This window comes from Photorhabdus sp. P32 (genome assembly GCF_038085095.1).
GTDB classification, from domain to species: Bacteria; Pseudomonadota; Gammaproteobacteria; order Enterobacterales; family Enterobacteriaceae; genus Photorhabdus; species Photorhabdus luminescens.
Map to the genome: position 1 here is coordinate 88,225 of NZ_JAZGJN010000287.1, position 21,899 is coordinate 110,123.

Here is a 21,899-nt window from a genome sequence, read left to right on the forward strand (position 1 = left end):
TGCCTTACTTAAATGGCGGTTTAGAATCGGCCCGATTGGGCCATACGGAAAAATCAGATTCACCTATTCAGGTGGCGAACTTCTGCCATGTTCAACGGCTATCCTTGACATGAGATACACCGGCCACCAGCGCCTGACCGGTGCTTTGCCAAAGGGAATAATCACTGTCACGGCTCAGGGCATAGCCTTGCTGTTGCTGTGCAACGCCAAGACCCGTCTGGTTTTGTGCCTGTTGCAGACGCAGAAGCGTATCCAGTTGCGGTGTAGTTTTGGCAATCCCGCTCAATACCGCCCAAGCGGCTTGCAGCTCATTAGCCTCCCAACCCAACAGTGTCGCCAACGTCTGTGCAGCATCAGATTGGCTCAACGGCGCGGCAGCATTAGCCGAACGCAGATAGGTCAATACATCATTTTCCGTACCACTACCGGCTTTCCCCACCTGGAACAGCAAATCGCTGTAACGGCTTAAGGTATACAGCATCCACAAACTGATATCGGTTACCGTTTCTGCGGAAGCGCTAAAATAGGCTGGATAATCCAGCAAGGTTTGCACCATTGCAGGACTCAAGGTGAATTGTTGGGTTAACAAGGAACGGCGTACCACTTCACGTAATTGATTCAGATAGTCAGCAGGAATATCGGCAGCGGTCTTAACGGTATCTTTCAATGCCCAAGTCGTACTAAGCCACTGATAGACAGTTTTTCCACTCCAACGCAACAACAATGCAGGCAATGACTGACTCACATTCAGGGTCTGCGCCAATAAACTGACAGCGACACCTTGCTGAGTTTGCTGTACTTGATTCAACGTATTCTTCAGAGTGGTAATTGCCAGCTTCTTATCTATATCAGACAAGCTTTGTATATTGACCACTGTTGTTATAACACTTTCTACACCGGCATCGGTCACCAAACCAATCTTATCGATAAGCGGATTACTACCCGCCGAGAGCAGAGCAAACCAGTCAATGGCGTGACCGTTGGTATCAACTAATGGCGCGCCGCTACGGGATAACAATGTTGCATCCACAAATGTACTGCCCAGGTTCTGCCATACCTGACGGATAAAATTCAATTGATCGTCAGTACCCTGACCGGTAAAGGTAGAATTGCTACTCAACAGTAAAAGTAAGGTTTCAACAGGTAAATCATGCTGTTGTTGCCATTGAGCGATCGCACTTAGCGCTTGCAACAAACTCAGAATATCCGCCGCCAATGGGGAATCCTTTTGCGGTACCGTGATTGTCGGTTTTCCTGCCAATTGCTGCCAGACGATGTCTGTACCTGCATCCAATCGGTCAACCAAGGCACAGAAAGCCTCTGGATCTATCCCCAATGTACGCGCCAGATTAGCCAGACGGTAGAACGCCGACACCACAAACAGATCACAATTGAGCGTACTTTGTGTGACATTCCCCTGTCGGCGAGCAATATTATCCGCCAATAACAGGAACTGACGATGATTGAGGCCCAGTGCAGTGCTGATATGTTTGACACGCGCCCCATCTCCCCCGGTAGTCGATGTATAGACAAAATCATGATCATCCACCACAAACGGCGTATCAAAGGCGCCGGCGGAATTAAACACCTGATCTAAGAACGAGGTTGCTGGTGTAATGGCAAACGGAGTCACTACGCGCAACCAGCCAGCAAATTGCTTGGCGGTAACACCGTATTTCGCCTGATAATGTTTGAACACTCCCAACAGACGCAGCGTATTGTCGTTCATCAACAGCGCACTATTTCCTGCTTCCGCATCCATAGCAGAAGTCACCAACAGGTCAATATCCTCATAGGGCAGATTCAGCCATTTTTGCAGGCGCACGATGCGGTTGATACGGTCCAACTTGTCATCGGTCAGATTGTTAACCGTCAGAGCAAAATGCGCCTCCGCGCCACTGCGACTCAAGGTAATCGCCTCTGGTTTACCGGCATGAATGAAACGGGCGCCGTAAGCAAATGGCGTCGCTGCCGTGTCGCCAGTGCTCGCATTATCAGACTTAACCACCGTAGCCCCCCCGACAGTTGAACTCAACATCAGTTCTACCTGAGGCACAGTCAAATTTGTTCGGCCAGTCAGTATGGTCATATCGCTGAAACTGTTCTTCGTCAGCGAACTGTCACCATAATTTAGCTGATAGAAATCCTGACCGACGGTTTCTGTAATGATTTTCTGCTGCTCTGGCGAAAGCTGACTCGCCATGATTTGCAGTCGGGTCAAAGCACTGGCAGTCGTATCGCTCAATTTTCCTTTTGCTGTTGCCCAGAAGTTTTGCGGCAAATCCAGCGTCTGCGGCAAGGTGACATCTTGCAACGTGGTACCTAATACCGACTGAGCTGTCTGAATCTGCTGGTGACCATAATGATACGGCAGATTATTCGGATAACGAGTGGTGGAAAGTTTGGCGTTTACCGCTTCCAGATCAGCCAGACTTAGTTTCTTCTGAATGGCCTTGGATAGAATTTCATTAACCAACTGTAATTGCGGTATAACCTCATTGATCGCTTTATCATTAATTAACAAAGCGCCCAAATCAGGACGACGTTCCGCCAACGTATTCATAATGGCGCCGGCGCCATTCTTTTCCTGCTCAAGGGCCAATTGATAAATATGAGTCAGATAAGCTACCGGGGCATCATTCGCTTCCGGCGAGCCGCTAGGCGCTTTATCTTTCCAGCCAGTGTTTGCATCAAGGAACTGATTGGCATAATCCGGGCCTGATACAGAGAACGGACTTCTTAAGCTAAACTGAACAGCTTCACTAAGAGAATTACGGCGAAAATGGTGTAACACCTGATGAGCATAGCCCACCGCCAGATCATACATTTTTTCAGCATTGCGCCCTAAATCAGCACGATGCTCACGAATAAAACGCTCACGCGGCATACGTACCACATCAAACACGGAGGCATAACCAAGGTTAGTCAATTTACCGGGTAGATTATGGATCTCTTCGGTGCGGGAAATCAGGGGACTGGCGAGTTGATTCATACGGACTCCTGAATTGAGGTTTATCATGAGAAGCAAGTTTGTTTTTTTCGTGCAAAAAAATAATCACCATTGTTATATGTAAGAAAGGCACCAGAACAAACACACGCCTTTAGAACATCAGGTCTCTTAACCTTCTAAAAACGCTACACAGTGATGATGTGTGAGGAAAAATATAATAAATCACAAAACTTGCTTACCTTAAAAAACAAAATACAGACAATAAAATAACTTTACCTTTATATAATTATTTAGAGTAAATATTTACTTATATTGATGATTAATTTACAGAATAATTAATAATAGTTTACAAGAGCTTACTTTTAATAAGGTAATACCCAGTGTGCTGGAATATTAATGCATGACGGTGACAATGGCAGGAAAATAGTCTTTTATATCAATGTGATGAATATTCCTGGCATGTTTTCATTATTTTTTTAAACAATATATACCCTATGGATTTCAAGATGCATCGCGACGGCAAGGGAACGAATCCCCGGGAGCATAGATAACTATGTGACCGGGGTGAGTGAGTGCAGCCAACAAAGAGGCAACTTGAAAGATAACGGGTATATTCTATTGAAGGGTAATGAATAGTTCTTCCTCAGCCACGGGCCTGATATTGGCAAGCCCGTCCTGAGTAACGATTTCATCGACAATAATATTAAAATCAGCTTCATCAGGTATATTCCAATTCCTCCTGTTGAATCAGGTGTGTATTTCTACCTACTCGCCTTAAATCACGAAGAGCGGTTTCTTTTTTGGCGATACGCATCGGCCCCCGGCTTTCCAGCGTTCCTTTCAGAATTTCGCTTAGCTTCCTGTTCGTGTGCGTAATCTCAATGACGCCCCAAGGCGTTTCAAACTCTCCTGATCTGCCTGTTGACATGATTGTGAGTCTATCGATAGGGATTTGCGAGATAACTCCATACTGGGACAGCGCAGACTCAAGGCTGATGTAGTTATATTCTCCACGCCTGATATTGATTGCGATACTTTCCAGCGGATACGCTCCCAAGCTCACGCGAGCATTTGCATAAATCCCTTTGGTGATGCGCACCAATAACCCCGCTTTGATAAGACGGTCAACGGATTTCTTCAATGTTCGTAACGTTTCATCAGCAAAAATGACTTCCAAATCCCGCAAAAGAAAGATGTTTTTACCCATCTTACTGAATTCGTCTAATGTTTTAATTGCAGTGACCTTATCCAATTCTCCATCTCCACATTAAATCCCTTTTAATGGGTGTTTTGTGTGAACATAAATCAGTGAAGACGGATCTGGTTTCGTTTTATAAGTGATCAACCCTTCATCAAAAATTTCCTGATAAGACTTACCTAAACTATTAATTAACTCTTCAACGTTGATAGTCATTATTTATATAACCTCCGTTCTTGATTTAGCCAATTCATTTAAGGTTTAACCTTTCAGACTGTTCGCAAATGAATTGGCTTTAAGAAAGAATCTTCCATCTATATATTAATTACCAACTCACGTCTAATGTAGGTAAGAAAGTCACCGAGTTAACCTGTTCACGTAAATCATAAGAAATCTGCATACTGATTTCGTCTGTGAAACGATATAAATCTTTCCAACCAAACTGCCTTTTTAAAATTTGCCTTGGTGGTATTGATTTAATCGGATCACCTAAATTTTCTTTAACCCATTCCCTATCCTTAGAATGTTTCAATGGTGATGGCAATTCATTTGGGAATATAAATGAAGCTTTATCGTCGCTAAGCAACCTTAAAGTAATTTCGTTTAATATTTTACTACTCCGTTCAAACGATAAAAAAATCCCCTCTTTCACCATATCAATACCAATATTAAGTACCCCAGGAGGACCACTTGGTTTACTTCTATAAGTGATCAACCCTTCATCAAAAATTTCCTGATAGGTTTTACCTAAACTATTAATTAGGGCTTCAACGTTGATAGTCATTATTTATATCACCTCAGCTCTTGATTCAGCCAATTCATCTGAGACTTAACTTTCCAAGCTGTTCGCAAATGAATTGGCTTTCAAAAATAACCACCCATATATTGTTGATTACCAACGTACTTCTGATGTGGGTAAGAATGCAATTGATTTCACTTGTTCCAGCAGATCGTAATCAACCTGCATACTGGTTGGTATGCGAAAATCCAAAACAGTGTATAAATCAGCCCATCCAAATTGACGCTTCATTATTACCTCTGGAGGCTGTGATTTTTCAGGCTCCCCAAACTGCTCATGAACCCACTGTCGTGACATTTGAGACACTAAAGGAGATGGTAACTCATTCGGAAATTGATATAAGGGTTTCTTTTCATCAAATAGAGTCAATGTAATTTCTTTTAAACGCTTTCCCTCGCGATAAAACGCCAGAAAAACTCCCTCTCTTACCATATCCAGACATACCACTTCATCACCAGAGAAACCTGATGGCTTAGTTTTATAAGGAATTAATCCTTCATCAAAAATTTCCTGATAGGTTTTACCTAAACTATTAATTAATGCTTCAACGTTGATTGTCATTATTTATATCACCTCAGCTCTTGATTTAGCCAATTCATCTGAAATTTAACCTTCCAAACTGCTCGCAAATGAATTGGCTTTTAAAAATAATCTCCCATCCATTGTTGATTACCAACGTACTTCTGATGTGGATAAGAATGCAATTGACTTCACTTGTTCCAACAAATCGTAATCAACCTGCATACTAGTTGGTATCCGAAAATCCAATAACGTATACAGTTCCGTCCAACCAACATCCTTCTTTAGAAATTTTCTCGGCGGAAGAGCCTTTTCAGGACTACCAAACTGCTCATGAACCCATTCCCTAGTCATCAAAGGCTTCAAGGGAGAAGGTAATTCATTAGGAAATTGATATAAAGGTCTCTTCTGATCAAGCAGAAAAAGCTCTACAGCAAATAAAACCTTACCATCTCTTTTAAAAGCTAAATGCATACCTTCTTTAGCCATATTCAGAGTAATATCTGGATCTCCGGGGTACCCTGTTGGTTTCGTTTTATAAGGGATTAATCCTTCATCAAAAATTTCCTGATAAGACTTACCTAAACTATTAATTAGGGCTTCAACGTTGATAGTCATTACTTATATAATTCCTGCTCTTGACTCAGATAATTAATCTTCAATTTAATCTTTCAAGTGTTAATTAATGAATTAGCTCTCAAAAAAGCCTTCCCTTTTTACTGACTACCAACGTACTTCACTCGTAGGTAGAAATGTAACTCGACTAACTCGATCTAGAACATCGTGCGATATTTGCATACCAATTTCTGATTTACCCTGATAGAAATAAAGATATGTCCAACCAAATTTATATGTCAATGCTTCAAATGGAGGCGCTGATTTAATTGGTTTACCTAAATTCTCATCCACCCATTGGCGGCTCATTTCCTTAATTAAGGGATATGGCATGTTGTTAGGAAAAACAAAATTGGGGCGCTCAGGTATAAGTAAAGTTAAAGTCATCTCTATGAATGTCTTAGTTTCTCGATCAAATGATAAGAAAACCCCCTCTTTTACCATATCTAGCGATATTGTTTTATCACCAGAAAAACCTCTTGGTTTAGTCTTATAAGTAATTAAGCCCTTATCAAAAATTTCCTGATAAGTTTTGCCTAAACTATTAATTAACGCTTCAACGTTGATAGTCATTATTTATATAACCTCTGCTCCTGATTTAGCCAATTCATCTGAGACTTAACTTTCCAAGCTGCTTGCAAATGAATTGGCATTCAAAGATAACCGTCCATCTATTGTTGATTACCAACGGACTTCTGAAGTGGGTAAAAAAGTCACCAATCTGACCCGTTCCAGCAAATCGTAATCAACTTGCATGCTAGTTGGAATACGAAAATCCAATAAGGTATATAACTCAGTCCAGCCAATTTCTTTAGTTAACCTTTTCCTTGGTGGAAGTGATTTTTCAGGTTCACCAAAATGTTCATGAATCCATTGACGGAACATTATGGGAATTAATGGTGATGGTAGTTCATTTGGAAATTGGTATGAATCTTTTTTCTCATCAATCAAGATAAGCCCTATCGCAAATAAAACCTTGTTATCCCTCCTAAAAGCAAGATGTACACCTTCTTTAATCATATGCAGGGATATTTCAGGATCTCCAGGATATCCTGTTGGTTTAGTTTTATAAGGAATCAACCCTTCATCAAAAATTTCCTGATAGGTTTTCCCCAAACTATTAATTAACGCTTCAATGTTGGTCGCCATTATTTATATAATTCCTGTTTCTGATTAATTTTATGCATCTTCGATCTAGCTTCTTCAAGTTGGTCTTCTGTTGCACCATACTGCTTCAACGCTGGTTTTATAGCATCAAAATCCCGGTCAACCGCAGAGCGTAAATCCTTTGAATCCTGTCCTATCCGAGCTGGAGTATTTCGTCCACCATAAGTCATACTGAGTTTTCGATGTACTTCGGCAGGAATAATGATAGCGGCAACATCTTTAGCCATAGCATCAATTTCAAAAGGTTGAGCATCTGGGTACATCTTCTGCAATCTCGCTCGAACCGCAGCAGCCGAAGGCATATGATCCGCATGTGTTCCATTTCTTAGCCTGCCCGCAAAGTTTCTATACAAATCCACTTCAAATAATTTCACCGGCGGTTTACTCAAATACACATACACCGGCGGCATATTCGGAATGGGGAATACCAGAATATAATCGCGGAAATCCTTCTCTTCCGGCATCGGCAACGATTCAATATCACTGCCTACTTTATCCGGGATCGGCAACACGGTTATTTGCGACGGAATAAACGGCTGTTCTTCATTCCCGGTATGCGTTGGAACCTGAAATTCCTGCTCGTTCGGCGTCCATAAAATTGTCGGCCGGGTTTCTCCCGGTTCCCAGAACTCGTAATTACCCGTGGTCCGATTCAGCGTCATCATGCGAACCGGCACTTTATCCAGACCGCCTTCCGGGCTGACGTGATATCCCTGAACCGTCATCCTGCCGCTTTTTTCATCTCTGATCCAGCGAAAACGTACACGAGTTGGTGCTTTACCGTACTGTTCCGCTATCTGTCTCAGGCGATACGGATCTAAGTAATCCTCTTCCCCCTGATTCAAAGATGGTGAATAAAACAGTCCCATTAACCCAACCGTTACCGGATTCGGCGCAGCCAGCCAACGTCCAGCACTGATAGCGCCGCCACCAATGTAACGCATCGCCAGCGTCTCGCCTTCCGCTACCGCGCTACGGGCAGTGGCGGCCACAGCGGTAGCAGCCGCTTCGGCATTATCTTTTCCACTACGAAACCATCGCTTATACCACGGTAATTTTTTATCCCGCGGCTTATCCGGTTCTGGCGGGTGTTTCTTATCCTGCGGAGGTGGTTCAGGTTTTTGCGCCGAGGCTGGAGCAGGAGATGACGGCACCTGATATATCGCCATTCTGCCAAAATTATCTGCCGGTTCAGGTTCAGTTCCGGCATCGGTACACCCTTTACCTCGTTGGCAGGACTTCGTAAACACCGGTATCGGCGGCGGAGGGGTCGGCGTTACAGGCGGCTCTGGCTGAATACCACCCGCTTCCTTTGTCGGCGAGGAGAAACGCTGCATCACTATATTCGCTGGAGCGACAACTCGGTCAGCAGCCTTATCCTGCTTCTCATAACTGTCCATCTCAGAATTAATAAATCGGGCCCGACAGGGGCAAGTACTGACACTATCCAGCGTGCCAGCCAGCTTACGCCCCATGTCAAACACATCGGATACACCACCGACAATTGTATAAGTACCGGGATGTTTGCCACAGGTAACCTTATCCCCTTCACGGGCCGTTGCTCGCCCATTGAATGTCATGGTGTGGTCACCGGTAATAATCTGACCGCCGCAAGTTGTTTTATCACCAACGAGCAGGAAATATCCTATTGCCATCTATTCACATCTCCATTGATTCACCGTATGAAGAGTGGCTTTAATTGAAATCATCATGTCATTGCCACTTATGGATTAATAAGTGATCAATGGTGCAATGAATTTCACTTAAAAATATATAGGAATATTCTGAAATTTAGAGAAATGTGGTTGATTAATGCCCGCAATTCACCATTAATTGCAACAATTTATATACAATTACATAACAAACATGAGAATCACGAATAAATTGAATATCCGTTCAAAGTGCTGACCAAAAGACCAACACTTTGTCAATCATCTGTAAAACTATTTAGGTTTTGACGAACTTTACTTGATTACCTCTGATAATTGCAGGAAGGCTATGCGCCCGCACAAGCAAACATGCTTTGCTGGTGCAAACGACGAGCAAACTGACAATTTAAGGTCAACTCTTTCTTGCTATGTCCCCGAACCAATAAAGCTTCCCAATGGTGATGATGACCTGGCACAAACCCGGTACAGGCAAATCCCGCCTGCTGCAAAATTTCCATTGCCTGAAGAGTCCCTTCTCCTACCGGCAGTTTCACATAGACCAGTTTGTTTGCCGGTAACTCCGCCACCTCTTTTACCCGCTCAGTTGTTTGCTTTTCTATCCACACTTCCAACCGACAGCCATGATTGGTTATACGGATATCTGCATCAGCCAACTCCTCCGGTTGCAGAGGTTCTTGACCAAACACTTGAGTCACCGATGTCAACCACCTTTGCCAACCGGAAGGCCAATGTAACTCTGGAAACGGCCAGCTTTGTAAAGGTAAACAACCCAGTACGATGCTTTCCGGTCGTGCCTGATCAAACGGTGATGTTACATAGTCCGGCAGCAATCCCGTAGTGTGAAACCCCAGATTTTGGGCCAGACGCTGACTGTGGTTATGCGACGACACTTGTTTAATCGTGAGTATGCTTAGCCCCATTTTCTTAGCCTGCTCACACAAATATCGACCCAATACAGTAGCAATACCCTGCCCACGCGCCTGTGGATGCACCACGATCAATGCCAGTTCAGCGCTTAATGGACAACTTTCATCCCGCCACAGCGCCGCATGCCCCAACACTTGTCCATCCTGTACCGCAACGGCGGAATACCACCGTTTTGCCGCGTTATAGCGACCAAGCATGGTAGGTAAATAGACTTCCGGGTAGACATAATCTTCACCATAAACCGCCCGAAACAACGTACTAACACCGGTAGCGTCCTCTTCCCGGAATAATCGAATTAATGGTATTCCTGGATTCATGCTCATGCTGCCTTCTCTTCAGCACCATAACCACGATGATCAACTACCCGCATCAATTTACCGGAGCGTGGATGAGTGACCATATTTTCCAAAGCGCAGTAAGTAACCTCCACATGCAGTAATCCCTGATCACATAACTTTGCCATAGCGGGTTGTGCCGCCAACAATGTCTGGTGTACTGATGTTGTGGATGGCGCCAATGATGGATCGCCAGCTAACAATAGTTCTATCTTATCTATGCCGCCCTGACGGCTCAGCAATAACTGCCAAGCCAGTATGCCCTCTTGCTGTCGTAGTAAACGCGCAATATGGTCAGGAAAAATGGACAGTGAGCACACTCGCACTCGGTGAGCGCCGCCCGCTCGCCCCTGCAAAGCGAATTTGCGGCGCGGCTGCCCCGGCGCTTCACACCAACAGGCCATGTCACCGGTAGGATAGCGGATAACCGGCATCAAACGCCGTTGCAAGTTGGTCACAACCAATAGGCCATTTTGTCCGGGCGCCGTAATCGGCTGACCATTGGATTCGTCAATAATTTCGACAATGGTATCCTTATCAAAAACCCGATGTTCGCCGTAACAGCAATCGGGAGACGCCGACCCAATGAGACCCGCATCAACGCTGGCGCAACCAACTGAACCAATACGCGCATTAGGAAATACATGGCTCAACAGTGTCAATTGCTCCGGAAACAGGCTTTCACCGCCGTACAACAGACGATCAATGCCGGGCATAGACTGGCCGCACTGCTGCAAAGTGCTAGCGAAACGTAATAGTTGCACCGTTACCCCGGCCAGAACATTAATCCCCAAGCTGACAATCGCATCGGCCAGCGCCCGATCATCAACTGACCAGGTAAACGGATACTCCACCACCGGCACCGGTGAATAGGACAAAGCGCCGTGAATAAACAATAAACTGGTATACAAATCACCAGCCACAAACAGATTAGCTACACGGTCGCCAGGCTGTAATTGCTGTGCCAGCCCTTGACCAAATGCGCGTACAAAAGCACGCCATTCGCTACAACTGAACACCGACATCCGACCATCACTGGTAGAGCCGCCGGTTTTAAACACATGACCACCGTTAACAGGGCCGGTTAACACCGGCCAATTTTCCAGCGACTGCGATTGCTGCCAATAGTCAGCAGGATTGATCAATGGCAGATCAGTTAACGTCCAACCAGATCGAGGCAGATCACGATAAAGATCTTTAAAAAAAGGAGCATGATTGCGGGCGTACTCAACCAAATCGCGTAATGATAGTGTCATGATTTACCCAAAAAGTAGTATTATCGGTCTCAGAATCGGCTATCCAGCACCAGCGGCGTTTTGCCGCTTTGCGGATGACGATGGAACTGTCCAGCAGGTGTAGGGATAACTTCCAATTGCAGTAATCCACCGCTGACAACCTGATTCATCATCTTATGTTGCAACAGATGCGCACGTACCTGATCAACATCCCCGTCGGCTAATATATGGATATAATCACAACCACTGGAGTTGTTCCCTACCAGCCACTGCACCGGAAACGGCAGCCCGGCTGATAATTCTGTTGGGTTCAAAAAAATAGAACCTACCCGTAATAACACACCATGACGACCTCCCAGTTTAAACCGCGGCGCTGGTAATCCGCAGGCACAAGGGCCAGAAAGCCAATAACCTAAGTCGCCTACATCGTAACGCTGAACCTTCTGCCCTTCCCGAGCCAGAGGGGTAAACACCAATCGACCGGTTTCCCCTGTCGGAACAGGCTGATCACTATCAAGAGCCAAGATTTCCAACCATTGAATATCAGATAACAGATGGAACTCTCCCTCTTGGCAACAAGCACAAGCATGACCTAACGGACCCGCATCCACGGAACCGTAAATCGCCGAGCGAATTATCTGTACGCCAAAACTGGACAGAAACCGACGCCGCTCTTCACCAATATGCTCACCACCAGTAAAAATTTTGCGTATCCCGCCATAAGCGCGCAACGCAGCTTCTTCACATTCAAACAATCGGTGTACAGTACTTGACATTCCCGCCAGCGTATTCACCCCTTGAGTGACAATAAAGTGCCGGATTTGGCTAAAATCATCGTCTATTGGGCCACCCATCGGGTAATGAGGCACGGATAATTTATCCAGCATAGAGAAGAAACTCATCAAACCGCCATACAAGTTACTACCATAAAACAAATTCATTACCCGGTCTTGTGATGGTTCCAGACCCGCAGCAAACAAACCATCTGCCGCAGCCTGCATTTGACAGTGATAATCTCGATGGCTGAAACCCGACAGCTTTGGCTCGCCAGTACTGCCGCCGCTACGGAAAAACACTTGTGCTTTCGCCGTCATACCGCCGCTCTGAAACTTGGCTTTATCCATCACTGGAATCCCTGCCAGCTCCGGCGGATTGGCCGACAATTTATCCAACGTGACATGGCTTGGCAGTTGTTCAGCTTTCAAATTGACGGAGACGCGCCGCGCCAGCCGAGTCAATGCATAAACACCATCATGGGGCTCACCCTCATAGCCATCATGCATCTCTCCTGCCTGACATATCCGGCTAACACCAGCGGCCAGCAACTGACGACTCAACATCGGCAGCTCTTTTTCTTTCGCTATCAAAGCACAACTTTGCAAATAAACACGCCACGGCAATAAAATCTCAACCAATTGCGCACGTGGAGCCGGACGAACTTGCAAAGTACGGAACAGAGGCGATGGCGCAAGCTCTTGACACTGTGTCCAGGCTACTCGCCAACCATTGCCTTTTTCTACTGAACCGCGAAGATCAGCAAAAGTGTGATCCAACTGTAAGAATGCCATTTGACTACTGATTTCCGCCGCTTCCTGTATGTCCGGCTGTAAGGCTGGCCATACTGGCGCTCGTCGTTCCAGTGCGGCGGCCACAGCACTAACCACCTGCCGTAAGACGTTCTCGTCAGTGCTATCGACCAATAAACACTGTGGACTGGAACACGCTTGTTGGTCAAAACGGCAAACATCATCAGCCACTGCATCGTAATCAGCATCACTGGCAACCATCGGATCTAAATAAGCAAAACTGATACGATGCCCCCAATCTATCCAACGGCAACCGGGCCGTAATTGACTACGGATAGCGGTCAGAGCGCTATTACTGCCCCAAGCGGATACGGCATCAGCACACGCCAGTAATTCTGATAATTGATCTGACGGCAAAGGCAATACGGATATATAAGGCGCCAACGTGCCGCTCAGGTCATGGCGTAGGAACTCAGCCAATATCTGCGCATTAAGGCCGTTATCACTGCTACTAGGACGTAACCAGTTGACATTACCCACTAGCAAGCTCTCTAACACTGCCATAAATGGCAGCAAAGGCGCGTTGGCCGGCGTAATATGCACGACCAGCCCCAATGGTCGCCAAGTTTCAAAACGGGGCTGCGTATAATCAAAGCGACGCAAAGAAAAGGGTTGTTCTCCCAGTTCGTGCCGCAACTTTGCCTCTAAAGAATCGCGATGACAGAAACGACGTAACTCGGTGATTGCGGCTGTATCCAGCTTAAGCTTAGCAGCAACCGTATCGAGACCATCAACAAAGCGCTCAGCACACGCTAATATCTGTTGTACACTTGGGGGACAAGCCAGCGCCTCAGCCAAATTACCTTTCAGTTCCGCCAATACGGCAGCAGGCTCCAAGTCAGAGATAACCTTACCATTCACTAAATACATTTCAGGACTCCTTTATCAACTCAGAAGCGGCGATCGCACAACTGCGGCTTTTACTGGTACCGGCACGACCTAGTAACTCAAACCAATCGGTAGCTAACTCACAACCACATTCAGCGGCCGGATGCAGCACCGCCAAATCGCTCACCACAATACTGTGTGCCGGGCTGGAAGTGATATAGGGTGATATCAGATGCAGAAAACCTGACTTGCCATAGGGTTGAACCGCCATGTTGGCCGTATCGCGGATATAGGCTCTGGCATAGGTCGGCACATGAAAATGGTGATTTCGGCACTCAACATAAGGCACAGGATGTTCAACCGAGCCGTAACCATCCCGGCACCGCTCGTCAGGAATACCCAGTTGTTCCCCCAAACGCTGATACAGTAAGGATTTTGGAATGGCTTTATCGGCGTGGGTTTTCCAGCCTCCACCTAAAAATACCAGTGACTCAGGATGAAACTGCACCGGCGGCAACCCCATTTCCTGCATCCGTTCCAGTGTAAACCACAAGAATGCCGGAAAGCCCAAGATACGCACCGGCAGCCCTTGGGCAGCAAACTCTTGTAAGGATCGAATGACGCCAAAAGGATCAAACTCATTGCTTTTTCCATTGTGGCGCAATGCATAATAAGCTTGATTTATCGGCGCATATTTACATAGATACTGATCGGTATACGCGGTTCCCAACGTAACCGTGCCGGCAGGTTCATAACTTAGCAGCAAATAATTGCACGGCTGCTGCGGCGTATTCCAACCGTAATACTCGAAAATCCGTTCAACCATATTTTGAGCTGCATGCATACTACGAGCATCGTAACGCATACGGCTCTTTTGGCCGGTTGTCCCAGAAGAAGTCAACTCCAATGCATTCCTACCAGTGGCGCTGAGCAACAACTGGCGTTTGAAATAATTAGCGAAAATAGGCGGCAAACGCGACCAATCGTCCAGTTTCTCCAGTCTTTCCACTTCCAGACCGTTAGCCTTCAACCACAGGGAATAACCGGGAGTATTTTCGCAGTGGTATAGCGTCAACTCACGCATGGCAGCATCAAATAGTTGGTCGCAAACAGCATCGACTCGATAAGGATGCTCAAACGCGCAAAGGGCGTCAACATAAGCAAGAGAGGTCAAAAGTCATCTCCAGAAATTAAAGAAAAAAGGGCATTTACTCCCTTAAAATAATAGGTACGTTGTTTCAACCTCCAGCAAGTAAAGCCCGCCGAAGAAAAAATGACGACATGTTGAATACAACTCCTTAACCAAATAAAAATGTGTTACCGTTTTGTAAAAAACTCACTTTTAATTTTGTTAATTCCTTGTAAATAAAAATGAAAAAATATAACAATAGTGATTTAAATAAAGGCTAATGTAATAACCAACTTATACCTAATAACCTTCTCAACGAGTTTAATCGTCATTATTTACACATTAATAACGCCAAAATGAACACATAATTACTTATCAAATATGAATTTATAATCAATATTTAACATTTGACAAACAAATATAATGCTAAAATCTCTACGATATTTATATAATTAATAGTTAGCATGATAATCAATAACGTTACTTCTTTAATTCTCGTCAATTATTTAAACAGAAGAAATCTCTAAACCCGAAATAAAACCATTAAACCCAAGGAAATAAGATTATTATTTTCAGTGAGAAAACTATTTCAGGTAAAACATTATATGGTCTATTTCTATTCAATGATGAGCAATTTTCAGAATTATTCACAATATAATAATAAATACAGATAAATAATCTACATTTATATTATACCCGTCATCTTTCAAGTTGCCTCTTTGTTGGCTGCACTCACTCACCCCGGTCACATAGTTATCTATGCTCCCGGGGATTCGCTCCCTTGCCGTCGCGATGCATCTTGAAATCCATTGGGTATATACCCTTCATCTTTCAAGCTGCTGCTTTGTTGGCTGCTTTCACTCACCCCAGTCACATCGTTATCTATGCTCCTGGGGATTCGTTCACTTGCCGCCGCGCTGCAACTCGAAATCTATTAGGTATATTCCATGTGGTACTTCTTAATATTATCATTAACAATATTGATTACATTTTTTTGGCGCATCAAATCATTCATTGGTTCAAAGGACAGCAATACACTTTTCGCACCACACTTTTCAATTGCCAACTTAGCCGCAGTTATACACTCCGTATAATTTCCGACAGCGTTTTCCGCAATTATTTCTTCAAGTTTATCTTCGAAATTTTCATTAGGGTGCATTTCAAGAACATAATCACGGATAAATGCACGTGTCTCTTGTTTAGCTTTCTTACTATCTTCGTTATAGTTAACTAATATCATTAACTGATGGTCTATCGCTGATAGGTCAACGTCATATTTATCAGCAACGGCTTTATATCTTTCAGCATATTCATATCTAACATCATTAGAATCATCCCACTTAAAGATGAGAGGAATACCTTTTTTGGCCGCCCACTCAACAATATGATGACTCGTTGCTGTTACATATTTCCGAGGTCCGCCGGGCGTATAAGCATGGGGGTTTACAGATATTTTCGGGAAACTATAAAAGTCGTTATCTGGATTACAATAGCCTGTTGTTAAAGCATCGTTAATGATTTCATAACACTCTTCAAATAGTTGCTGCTGATATTCAACCGGGCGATTAAAAAAATGCATTTCATCTTTTTTTTCGCAATCACTAAACCCTAAAATAAATCTTCCTTCACTTAACTGATCCAATAAGCAAGCTTCCTCCGCTATTCGGACAGGATGATGAGTTGTAATGATGTGATTCAATGAACCAACTTTAATTTTCTCCGTTAAACCGAGCAAAAAACCAGAAACAGTCAGAGGAGCACCGACAACACCATTACCTGAAAAATGATTTTCATACACTAAAATCTGGTCAAAATTCAACTTGTCAACATACTCCGTTATTTCCTGCATGCTAACTATACTTTGTTCTTGATCAGTTGTTGAATTGATGAAGTTAAGGAAGAACAATCCAAATTTCATTTCTTTCTCCTTAGCTAATATAATAGCGAACGTTGTTTTTCTTTAAGAAATGGCATGACATCAGACTGGAAGAGCTTCATGGAAGCAATAATTTCATCTACAGTTCCATTAGCTTCAAACCCACAACAAATATTTGATATTCCTGTGGCATCAATGTCTTTTTGAATTATGTCAATACATTCCTGCGGCGTTCCCACGGGATTGATTTCATAGCTGTAATCAATACGGCGATTAGTATCTTTATGTCCTTTTAATACAAAGTCACGCCACTGCCCTTTATTGAAATCATAACCTCTTGTTTGGTCTGAATCATCAAAAATGGTCGTGGCATTCACATAAGAATCATACCAATGTCCCAGAAATTTCCGACAAATCTCTTTCGCTTTAATTGAGTCATGATCTACAGATGTTATATATGATAAGCAATGGTCGATATTATGAATATCATGCCCATATTCTTGAGCCACTTCATTATAGAGCTCAAGTTGTGCTTTCTTTTCGTTAGTATTTATAATCCAACTTAATATCATCGGTAAACCAAATTGAGCGGCCCACTCAGTCGTCGAAGCTGATTCAGCGACCACATAAACAGGTGCGCCGCCTTTACTATATGCCGTGGGGTTTACTTTTACCTTATGGAACTTGATATGTTCATTATCAGCTTCCACATATCCCTCTGTCATGCCATTCTTTATTAGCCCGTACCAGCACTCCGCTAAGGCGCGACTGTTATTCATATCTGTGCCGAATACGCGAAAATCCTTGTTGTAAAGCCCCCGACAAATACCAAACCGAAATCGTCCTTTTGACATTTGATCCAATAAATTCACATCTTCAAGTTGGCGTACTGGATGGGCTGTGGGAAGAACAATAGCGGCAGTCCCTACATTCAGTTTTTTAGTCGCGCCAAGTAAATATGCAGCAGCGACATAAGGGTTACCAAGCAAACCAAACTCCGTGAAATGATGCTCCAGTAACCATACGGTATCAAAACCACACTCCTCAGAAATGCGACCTAATTTAACCAAACGTTTCATTACCTCTGTTTGAGAAAATTGGGGAGGTTGGTATGTAAGCAAAAAATTTCCAAATTTCATAGAGAGTCCTTATATTGCTATTTGAGTGATAGCATTAACTATCCATCCCAATAGGTTTTAAGACAGAGAAATTACTTGATTTTCAATTTCAATTTTCATTCGGCGTTCATTGACTGTCGCAATAGTTAGATGTTCAAATGACGGTTCAATAATATCAACATCAATATCCAGACGATCATTATCCATCGCGATAGCAGCTTTCGTAACCGATTGATAAAAATTGCGCAGGACCACTAAGTTTTCACTCAAGTCATGCGAACTTCCTAATAAAGAATATATCTTGCATCGATTACTACGAATATTTGATAACAATGTGACAACTTCATCTTGTTTGACCCAATTATCGTTATTTGCAGTAAAAGCAATAAACGGTATATCAAGATACATCATGTTATTAATTGTAGAAGTTAAATCTTCCCAGCCAAAATCAAGACAATCTCTCGCAAAGACTTCAGCACCCAATTTATGACCTTCAAAATCTAGATTATTCGGCAATTCATCAATGGGTAAGCTGAGATAATCAAACCCTAAAGCTCTTTCAAGAGAATACCTTAAGTTAACAACACCGACCGCAGTGATTAAAAACGAAGCATTGATTTCAGATAGGCTTGCATAAGCTATCCGCGCAGATAAGCTTGAAGCCAACATACCGAAATTATTTATTTTTCGTGTAGTTAACCAATCAACCACTGCCAACAAGCTCTGTTTTCCTATAGACATTGTAAATTCATCAATTGTCCCTGAACTCAATCCAACGTGGTGAAGCGAATCATAACGGATCACATGAAATCCATTCCGCGATAAATATTCCGCCAGACCAGCAAAATGATCCATCCTTCGGGCAAAACCAGACGCGATAATAATGGCATTCTTTCTCTTCGGACTGTTTTCTTCTGGCAGCGTTTCCCAAACATGAATTTTTTTATTTCCTTCAACACAAATAACGTGGTCGATGGTTTTATATTTTAATTCATTTTCCATACTTTTTACCTATTATGGGACAAATACAAGGAACTTATCTTCTTCCAGGAATCGAGTCTGTTCTATTTCAACCGCAACATCCTTGGCCGTATAGTTAGATGGCCTTTCATGAGAAATATATGTCACTAATCGTTGTAGCGGTCTCATTCCGTCATGAGATCCACCAACGCGAAATATATTATTCATTCCTGCTTCTACAATCCTTTGCGCACCTTTTAATGCTAACGCATCTCGATATTTAAATGATGACTCCCAAGGAAAAATAGATATGGTTTGCGTCTTATTTTTTTGAACATAAGGCAATATTTGCTCAATATTATCGACGTGATGAAGGTACACACATCTACCAAGTGGTTGATTAAATTCCACACCTGCATTTGACTCAATAATCATCCAACGTTGATGAATATCCGCCTCTACTTTTAATCCGGCAAACAAGCTTTCTTTTTGAACTAAAGAATAGGCCGCCTTTTCATCAAAATCTTTTTTGGCATTCGGTAATATATGCGCATATAGATTAAGTTTTTCTATCAACGCTAACTTAAATTCCTCATAATGACTTCCCATGTAATATATGTTTTGGGCAGAAAAACAAGCTCGCTGATCGTAAAAACAAACATCATGAGCCGCACCTGTCGCTGCGGACGTCAAATCAACAGGATTATCGATAATACAAAAACTCTTTTTAGAGCTAAATTTAATCACATCAGCATAGGATGGCGCATGCTCTACAGCCCAATTAATTGCATCTGGCCCTCCCCAGGCGACAATAACATCCGCATGTTGCATAATTCCTTTTGCGAGTGAGGTATCACCTTGGTGGGGCCAATATACAACAGATAAAGAGCGCGTTATCGGATGATTAGGATCTACATCGATAAAACTTAACGCTAATGCATTAGCTGTAAAAGGATCGGTTGACGATGTTTTTATAATGCACTGATTTTTAGTTAAAATTGCACGTAATATAGACATGATCCCGGATAATGGGACATTACCTGCCAACAGATGTACAGATTTACCTTTCGGAAAAGCCTTAATATAACTCTCATCCTGAGGTAGCCATTCATCCATAATATGGCGAGAACCAAGTTCATTTTCTACAACATCATAAAGGCCGCCTTTAGAACATAAAATCATAGATATCCAATTGGCCTCTAGCTTGGCCATTTCTTCTGAATATCCCATATATTTTTTTAAGTCACGAATGTATGTCCGACGTCTTGAATATTCTTCATTTTTCCATCTTTGCCCTACCGTATAGAGAAAATTGACAATGTTATGCAATCGTAATTTATTATTTTCATTATAATCAATAATGTTTTTCACATGAAAATCATTCAATATTGGTAGGTAAACACTATTATCACCAAAATTAATGGATTGCACTAAATCATCACTTTCGGGAAAGATTTCAACCTGGCCGTTAATAATGAATGAAATTTTTTTAGTCATATTCGCCATCCATTTAATGGGGGTAATTCCAATTTAAGTTGTTGTTTAACTATCTTGCTAACTATCTATGCTCCCGGGGATTCGCTCCCTTGCCGTCGCGATGCATCTTGAAATCCATTGGGTATATATTTTTGTGTTATGACGATGTAAACAACAAATATATAGGAAATCAGATTCTGATTACGTGGTTCCAAGCCTGTAACTTTCGTCATAATTATGATAATAATCTAAATTTTCTAATCAAGGTTTTTAATCTGACTGAATGAATCGTCAATATAATGCCTATTCCAGTTTTAATATCTGTTAAAATAGCAAAGGAAAATTTTCATATCAACAAGATTTGTTAATAAAAAGTTCAAATTAAAAGAGTCACGCTCTTCTCTAATGCGTGATAATATTTATGTAAATTATTATCCTGAGTATTATTTCGCAAATACCGACAGAAATAGATTGAATAGCAATCTAATTTTCACCGGCAGATTTTTAAAGAAGAGCTTAAATTCAAAATACCTGAGCTTTTTATTTGTATATGCCTTTATAACCCTCCAATTAAAACAATAAATTTATACCCGTCATCTTTCAAGTTGCCTCTTTGTTGGCTGCGCTCACTCACCCCGGTCACATAGTTATCTATGCTCCCGGGGATTCACTCCCTTGCCGCCGCGATGCATCTTGAAATCCATAGGGTATAGCTATTTTTTGAGGTGTGCTGCGGCTCGTCTCACAGCATCATAGTAGCTGGCTGGTAACGTTCCCATACGCGGCGTAATAGGGATTGGCAGCGCACGCCAAGCTGGCGCAACGTCAAACCAGTTAGAATCATAAAACAGTTTTACTTCGTTATTTAGGTTAAATTTTGTGTCGTAAGCAAGGCCTGTCAGTTCAAAATCGGCGTCCGTTGTCTGAATAAGAAATTCGCCTGGGTTAATCTGATGGGTTTTCTGTGAAGCGCCGTAGACCACAATCACCGCGTGATCAGTAGGGGATACAGCAATGACTAACGCCGGTCGAGGTTTCGGTCCCGGCATCCCGACGCTTTCAAGAAACCGGCACCACACAATGCTGCCGATAGTGGCAAGGGGAGTAAACCTGATCGTTTTGTGCTGCTGTGCCATCATTGCCTCTCGATCAGAACAGGCGTTGAGTGAAGTTATCATCCGCGATGTCGCTAGCGGCGCTCGCCTCACGGACGGCACAGATCTGCTCATTGCTCAATGGTCCGTCATCTTTCTCGTAGTGCGGTAGGTACCGATCTGCAAAGTTGCGCAAGGCAAGGTGTGCGATCTCAGTTTTACTCATACCAGTGACTTTAACCAGTTCATCGAGCGTCCCGGCGCTAATCCCAGTGGGCGTATCCTGACTACGTAAGCGGATCAAGAAACTGGCTGTGGTTTTTCCTTGGGTATTGTGCATGGTGTATTCTCCGAGTCATGACAAAACAATGTATATCAATTCCATATCATGATAGCATATTGATATACAATCACTAA

General features: G+C 43.1%; 18 protein-coding genes and 1 pseudogene. All 19 read right to left on the reverse strand.

All coding sequences use genetic code 11. The annotated features are described in order from the left end of the window. Window positions 1-91: 91 nt before the first annotated feature. The 19 genes and pseudogenes from tccA to V2H77_RS18870 all read right to left on the reverse strand — a co-directional run bounded on the left by tccA (window position 92) and on the right by V2H77_RS18870 (window position 21,822). The gene (gene tccA, locus V2H77_RS18780; RefSeq protein ID WP_341500019.1) at window positions 92-2,992 is read right to left on the reverse strand and encodes an insecticidal toxin complex protein TccA; all 2,901 of its coding nucleotides are present in this window, start codon (window positions 2,990-2,992) and stop codon (window positions 92-94) included. 676 nt (window positions 2,993-3,668) lie between these two features. Then, window positions 3,669-4,202 carry a type IV toxin-antitoxin system AbiEi family antitoxin gene (abiEi, locus tag V2H77_RS18785; RefSeq protein ID WP_341500020.1) on the reverse strand — a complete coding sequence of 178 codons (534 nt, stop codon included), beginning with the start codon at window positions 4,200-4,202 and terminating at the stop codon, window positions 3,669-3,671. Between the two features lie 69 nt (window positions 4,203-4,271). Continuing rightward, window positions 4,272-4,364: pseudogene (locus tag V2H77_RS18790) on the reverse strand (DUF6392 family protein); the annotation flags it as partial. A 109-nt stretch (window positions 4,365-4,473) separates the two neighbouring features. Continuing rightward, window positions 4,474-4,932, reverse strand: a complete 459-nt coding sequence (locus tag V2H77_RS18795) for a DUF6392 family protein (RefSeq protein WP_341500021.1) — start codon at window positions 4,930-4,932, stop codon at window positions 4,474-4,476. Window positions 4,933-5,040: 108 nt separating this feature from the next. Next, window positions 5,041-5,508, reverse strand: a complete 468-nt coding sequence (locus V2H77_RS18800) for a DUF6392 family protein (protein WP_341500022.1) — start codon at window positions 5,506-5,508, stop codon at window positions 5,041-5,043. A 108-nt stretch (window positions 5,509-5,616) separates the two neighbouring features. Continuing rightward, window positions 5,617-6,084 (reverse strand): DUF6392 family protein, encoded by a 468-nt coding sequence (locus V2H77_RS18805; protein ID WP_341500023.1) that lies wholly within the window; start codon window positions 6,082-6,084, stop codon window positions 5,617-5,619. 105 nt (window positions 6,085-6,189) lie between these two features. Continuing rightward, window positions 6,190-6,654, reverse strand: a complete 465-nt coding sequence (locus V2H77_RS18810; protein WP_341500024.1) for a DUF6392 family protein — start codon at window positions 6,652-6,654, stop codon at window positions 6,190-6,192. A gap of 108 nt (window positions 6,655-6,762) precedes the next feature. Then, on the reverse strand, window positions 6,763-7,230 hold the full coding sequence (locus tag V2H77_RS18815) for a DUF6392 family protein (RefSeq protein WP_341500025.1): 468 nt from the start codon (window positions 7,228-7,230) through the stop codon (window positions 6,763-6,765). Continuing rightward, window positions 7,230-8,903: an S-type pyocin domain-containing protein gene (locus V2H77_RS18820; protein WP_341500026.1), complete on the reverse strand. Its 1,674-nt coding sequence runs from the start codon at window positions 8,901-8,903 to the stop codon at window positions 7,230-7,232. Before V2H77_RS18820 ends, V2H77_RS18815 begins: the two co-directional genes overlap by 1 nt. A 341-nt stretch (window positions 8,904-9,244) precedes the next feature. Beyond that, entirely contained in the window at window positions 9,245-10,168 is a 924-nt protein-coding gene (locus tag V2H77_RS18825) for a GNAT family N-acetyltransferase (protein WP_341500027.1), read from the reverse strand. After that, complete coding sequence (locus tag V2H77_RS18830) at window positions 10,165-11,436, reverse strand: phenylacetate--CoA ligase family protein (protein WP_341500028.1); 1,272 nt, start codon at window positions 11,434-11,436, stop codon at window positions 10,165-10,167. Before V2H77_RS18830 ends, V2H77_RS18825 begins: the two co-directional genes overlap by 4 nt. 29 nt (window positions 11,437-11,465) lie before the next feature. Further along, window positions 11,466-13,871 carry an acyl-CoA reductase gene (locus tag V2H77_RS18835; RefSeq protein ID WP_341500029.1) on the reverse strand — a complete coding sequence of 802 codons (2,406 nt, stop codon included), beginning with the start codon at window positions 13,869-13,871 and terminating at the stop codon, window positions 11,466-11,468. A 1-nt stretch (window position 13,872) separates the two neighbouring features. Then, complete coding sequence (locus V2H77_RS18840) at window positions 13,873-15,003, reverse strand: LuxE/PaaK family acyltransferase (RefSeq protein ID WP_341500030.1); 1,131 nt, start codon at window positions 15,001-15,003, stop codon at window positions 13,873-13,875. A gap of 889 nt (window positions 15,004-15,892) precedes the next feature. Further along, the gene (gene luxB / locus V2H77_RS18845) at window positions 15,893-16,876 is read right to left on the reverse strand and encodes a luciferase subunit beta (RefSeq protein ID WP_341500031.1); all 984 of its coding nucleotides are present in this window, start codon (window positions 16,874-16,876) and stop codon (window positions 15,893-15,895) included. 14 nt (window positions 16,877-16,890) lie between these two features. After that, window positions 16,891-17,973 carry a luciferase subunit alpha gene (luxA, locus tag V2H77_RS18850; RefSeq protein WP_341500032.1) on the reverse strand — a complete coding sequence of 361 codons (1,083 nt, stop codon included), beginning with the start codon at window positions 17,971-17,973 and terminating at the stop codon, window positions 16,891-16,893. Window positions 17,974-18,030: 57 nt separating this feature from the next. Beyond that, complete coding sequence (locus V2H77_RS18855; RefSeq protein ID WP_341500033.1) at window positions 18,031-18,954, reverse strand: acyl transferase; 924 nt, start codon at window positions 18,952-18,954, stop codon at window positions 18,031-18,033. A gap of 12 nt (window positions 18,955-18,966) precedes the next feature. Next, window positions 18,967-20,409: a long-chain-fatty-acyl-CoA reductase LuxC gene (gene luxC, locus V2H77_RS18860; protein ID WP_341500034.1), complete on the reverse strand. Its 1,443-nt coding sequence runs from the start codon at window positions 20,407-20,409 to the stop codon at window positions 18,967-18,969. A 692-nt stretch (window positions 20,410-21,101) separates the two neighbouring features. Continuing rightward, window positions 21,102-21,566, reverse strand: a complete 465-nt coding sequence (locus V2H77_RS18865) for a hypothetical protein (protein ID WP_341500035.1) — start codon at window positions 21,564-21,566, stop codon at window positions 21,102-21,104. Beyond that, window positions 21,538-21,822: a hypothetical protein gene (locus tag V2H77_RS18870; RefSeq protein ID WP_341500036.1), complete on the reverse strand. Its 285-nt coding sequence runs from the start codon at window positions 21,820-21,822 to the stop codon at window positions 21,538-21,540. Before V2H77_RS18870 ends, V2H77_RS18865 begins: the two co-directional genes overlap by 29 nt. Window positions 21,823-21,899: the final 77 nt, after the last annotated feature.

Coding starts and splice junctions, on each gene's coding strand:
- tccA (WP_341500019.1), bottom strand. CDS start 2,992: ATGAATCAACTCGCCAGTCCCCTGATTTCCCGCACCGAAGAGATCCAT.
- V2H77_RS18795 (WP_341500021.1), bottom strand. CDS start 4,932: ATGACTATCAACGTTGAAGCCCTAATTAATAGTTTAGGTAAAACCTAT.
- V2H77_RS18800 (WP_341500022.1), bottom strand. CDS start 5,508: ATGACAATCAACGTTGAAGCATTAATTAATAGTTTAGGTAAAACCTAT.
- V2H77_RS18805 (WP_341500023.1), bottom strand. CDS start 6,084: ATGACTATCAACGTTGAAGCCCTAATTAATAGTTTAGGTAAGTCTTAT.
- V2H77_RS18810 (WP_341500024.1), bottom strand. CDS start 6,654: ATGACTATCAACGTTGAAGCGTTAATTAATAGTTTAGGCAAAACTTAT.
- V2H77_RS18815 (WP_341500025.1), bottom strand. CDS start 7,230: ATGGCGACCAACATTGAAGCGTTAATTAATAGTTTGGGGAAAACCTAT.
- V2H77_RS18820 (WP_341500026.1), bottom strand. CDS start 8,903: ATGGCAATAGGATATTTCCTGCTCGTTGGTGATAAAACAACTTGCGGC.
- V2H77_RS18825 (WP_341500027.1), bottom strand. CDS start 10,168: ATGAGCATGAATCCAGGAATACCATTAATTCGATTATTCCGGGAAGAG.
- V2H77_RS18830 (WP_341500028.1), bottom strand. CDS start 11,436: ATGACACTATCATTACGCGATTTGGTTGAGTACGCCCGCAATCATGCT.
- V2H77_RS18835 (WP_341500029.1), bottom strand. CDS start 13,871: ATGTATTTAGTGAATGGTAAGGTTATCTCTGACTTGGAGCCTGCTGCC.
- luxB (WP_341500031.1), bottom strand. CDS start 16,876: ATGAAATTTGGATTGTTCTTCCTTAACTTCATCAATTCAACAACTGAT.
- luxA (WP_341500032.1), bottom strand. CDS start 17,973: ATGAAATTTGGAAATTTTTTGCTTACATACCAACCTCCCCAATTTTCT.
- V2H77_RS18855 (WP_341500033.1), bottom strand. CDS start 18,954: ATGGAAAATGAATTAAAATATAAAACCATCGACCACGTTATTTGTGTT.
- luxC (WP_341500034.1), bottom strand. CDS start 20,409: ATGACTAAAAAAATTTCATTCATTATTAACGGCCAGGTTGAAATCTTT.
- V2H77_RS18865 (WP_341500035.1), bottom strand. CDS start 21,566: ATGATAACTTCACTCAACGCCTGTTCTGATCGAGAGGCAATGATGGCA.
- V2H77_RS18870 (WP_341500036.1), bottom strand. CDS start 21,822: ATGCACAATACCCAAGGAAAAACCACAGCCAGTTTCTTGATCCGCTTA.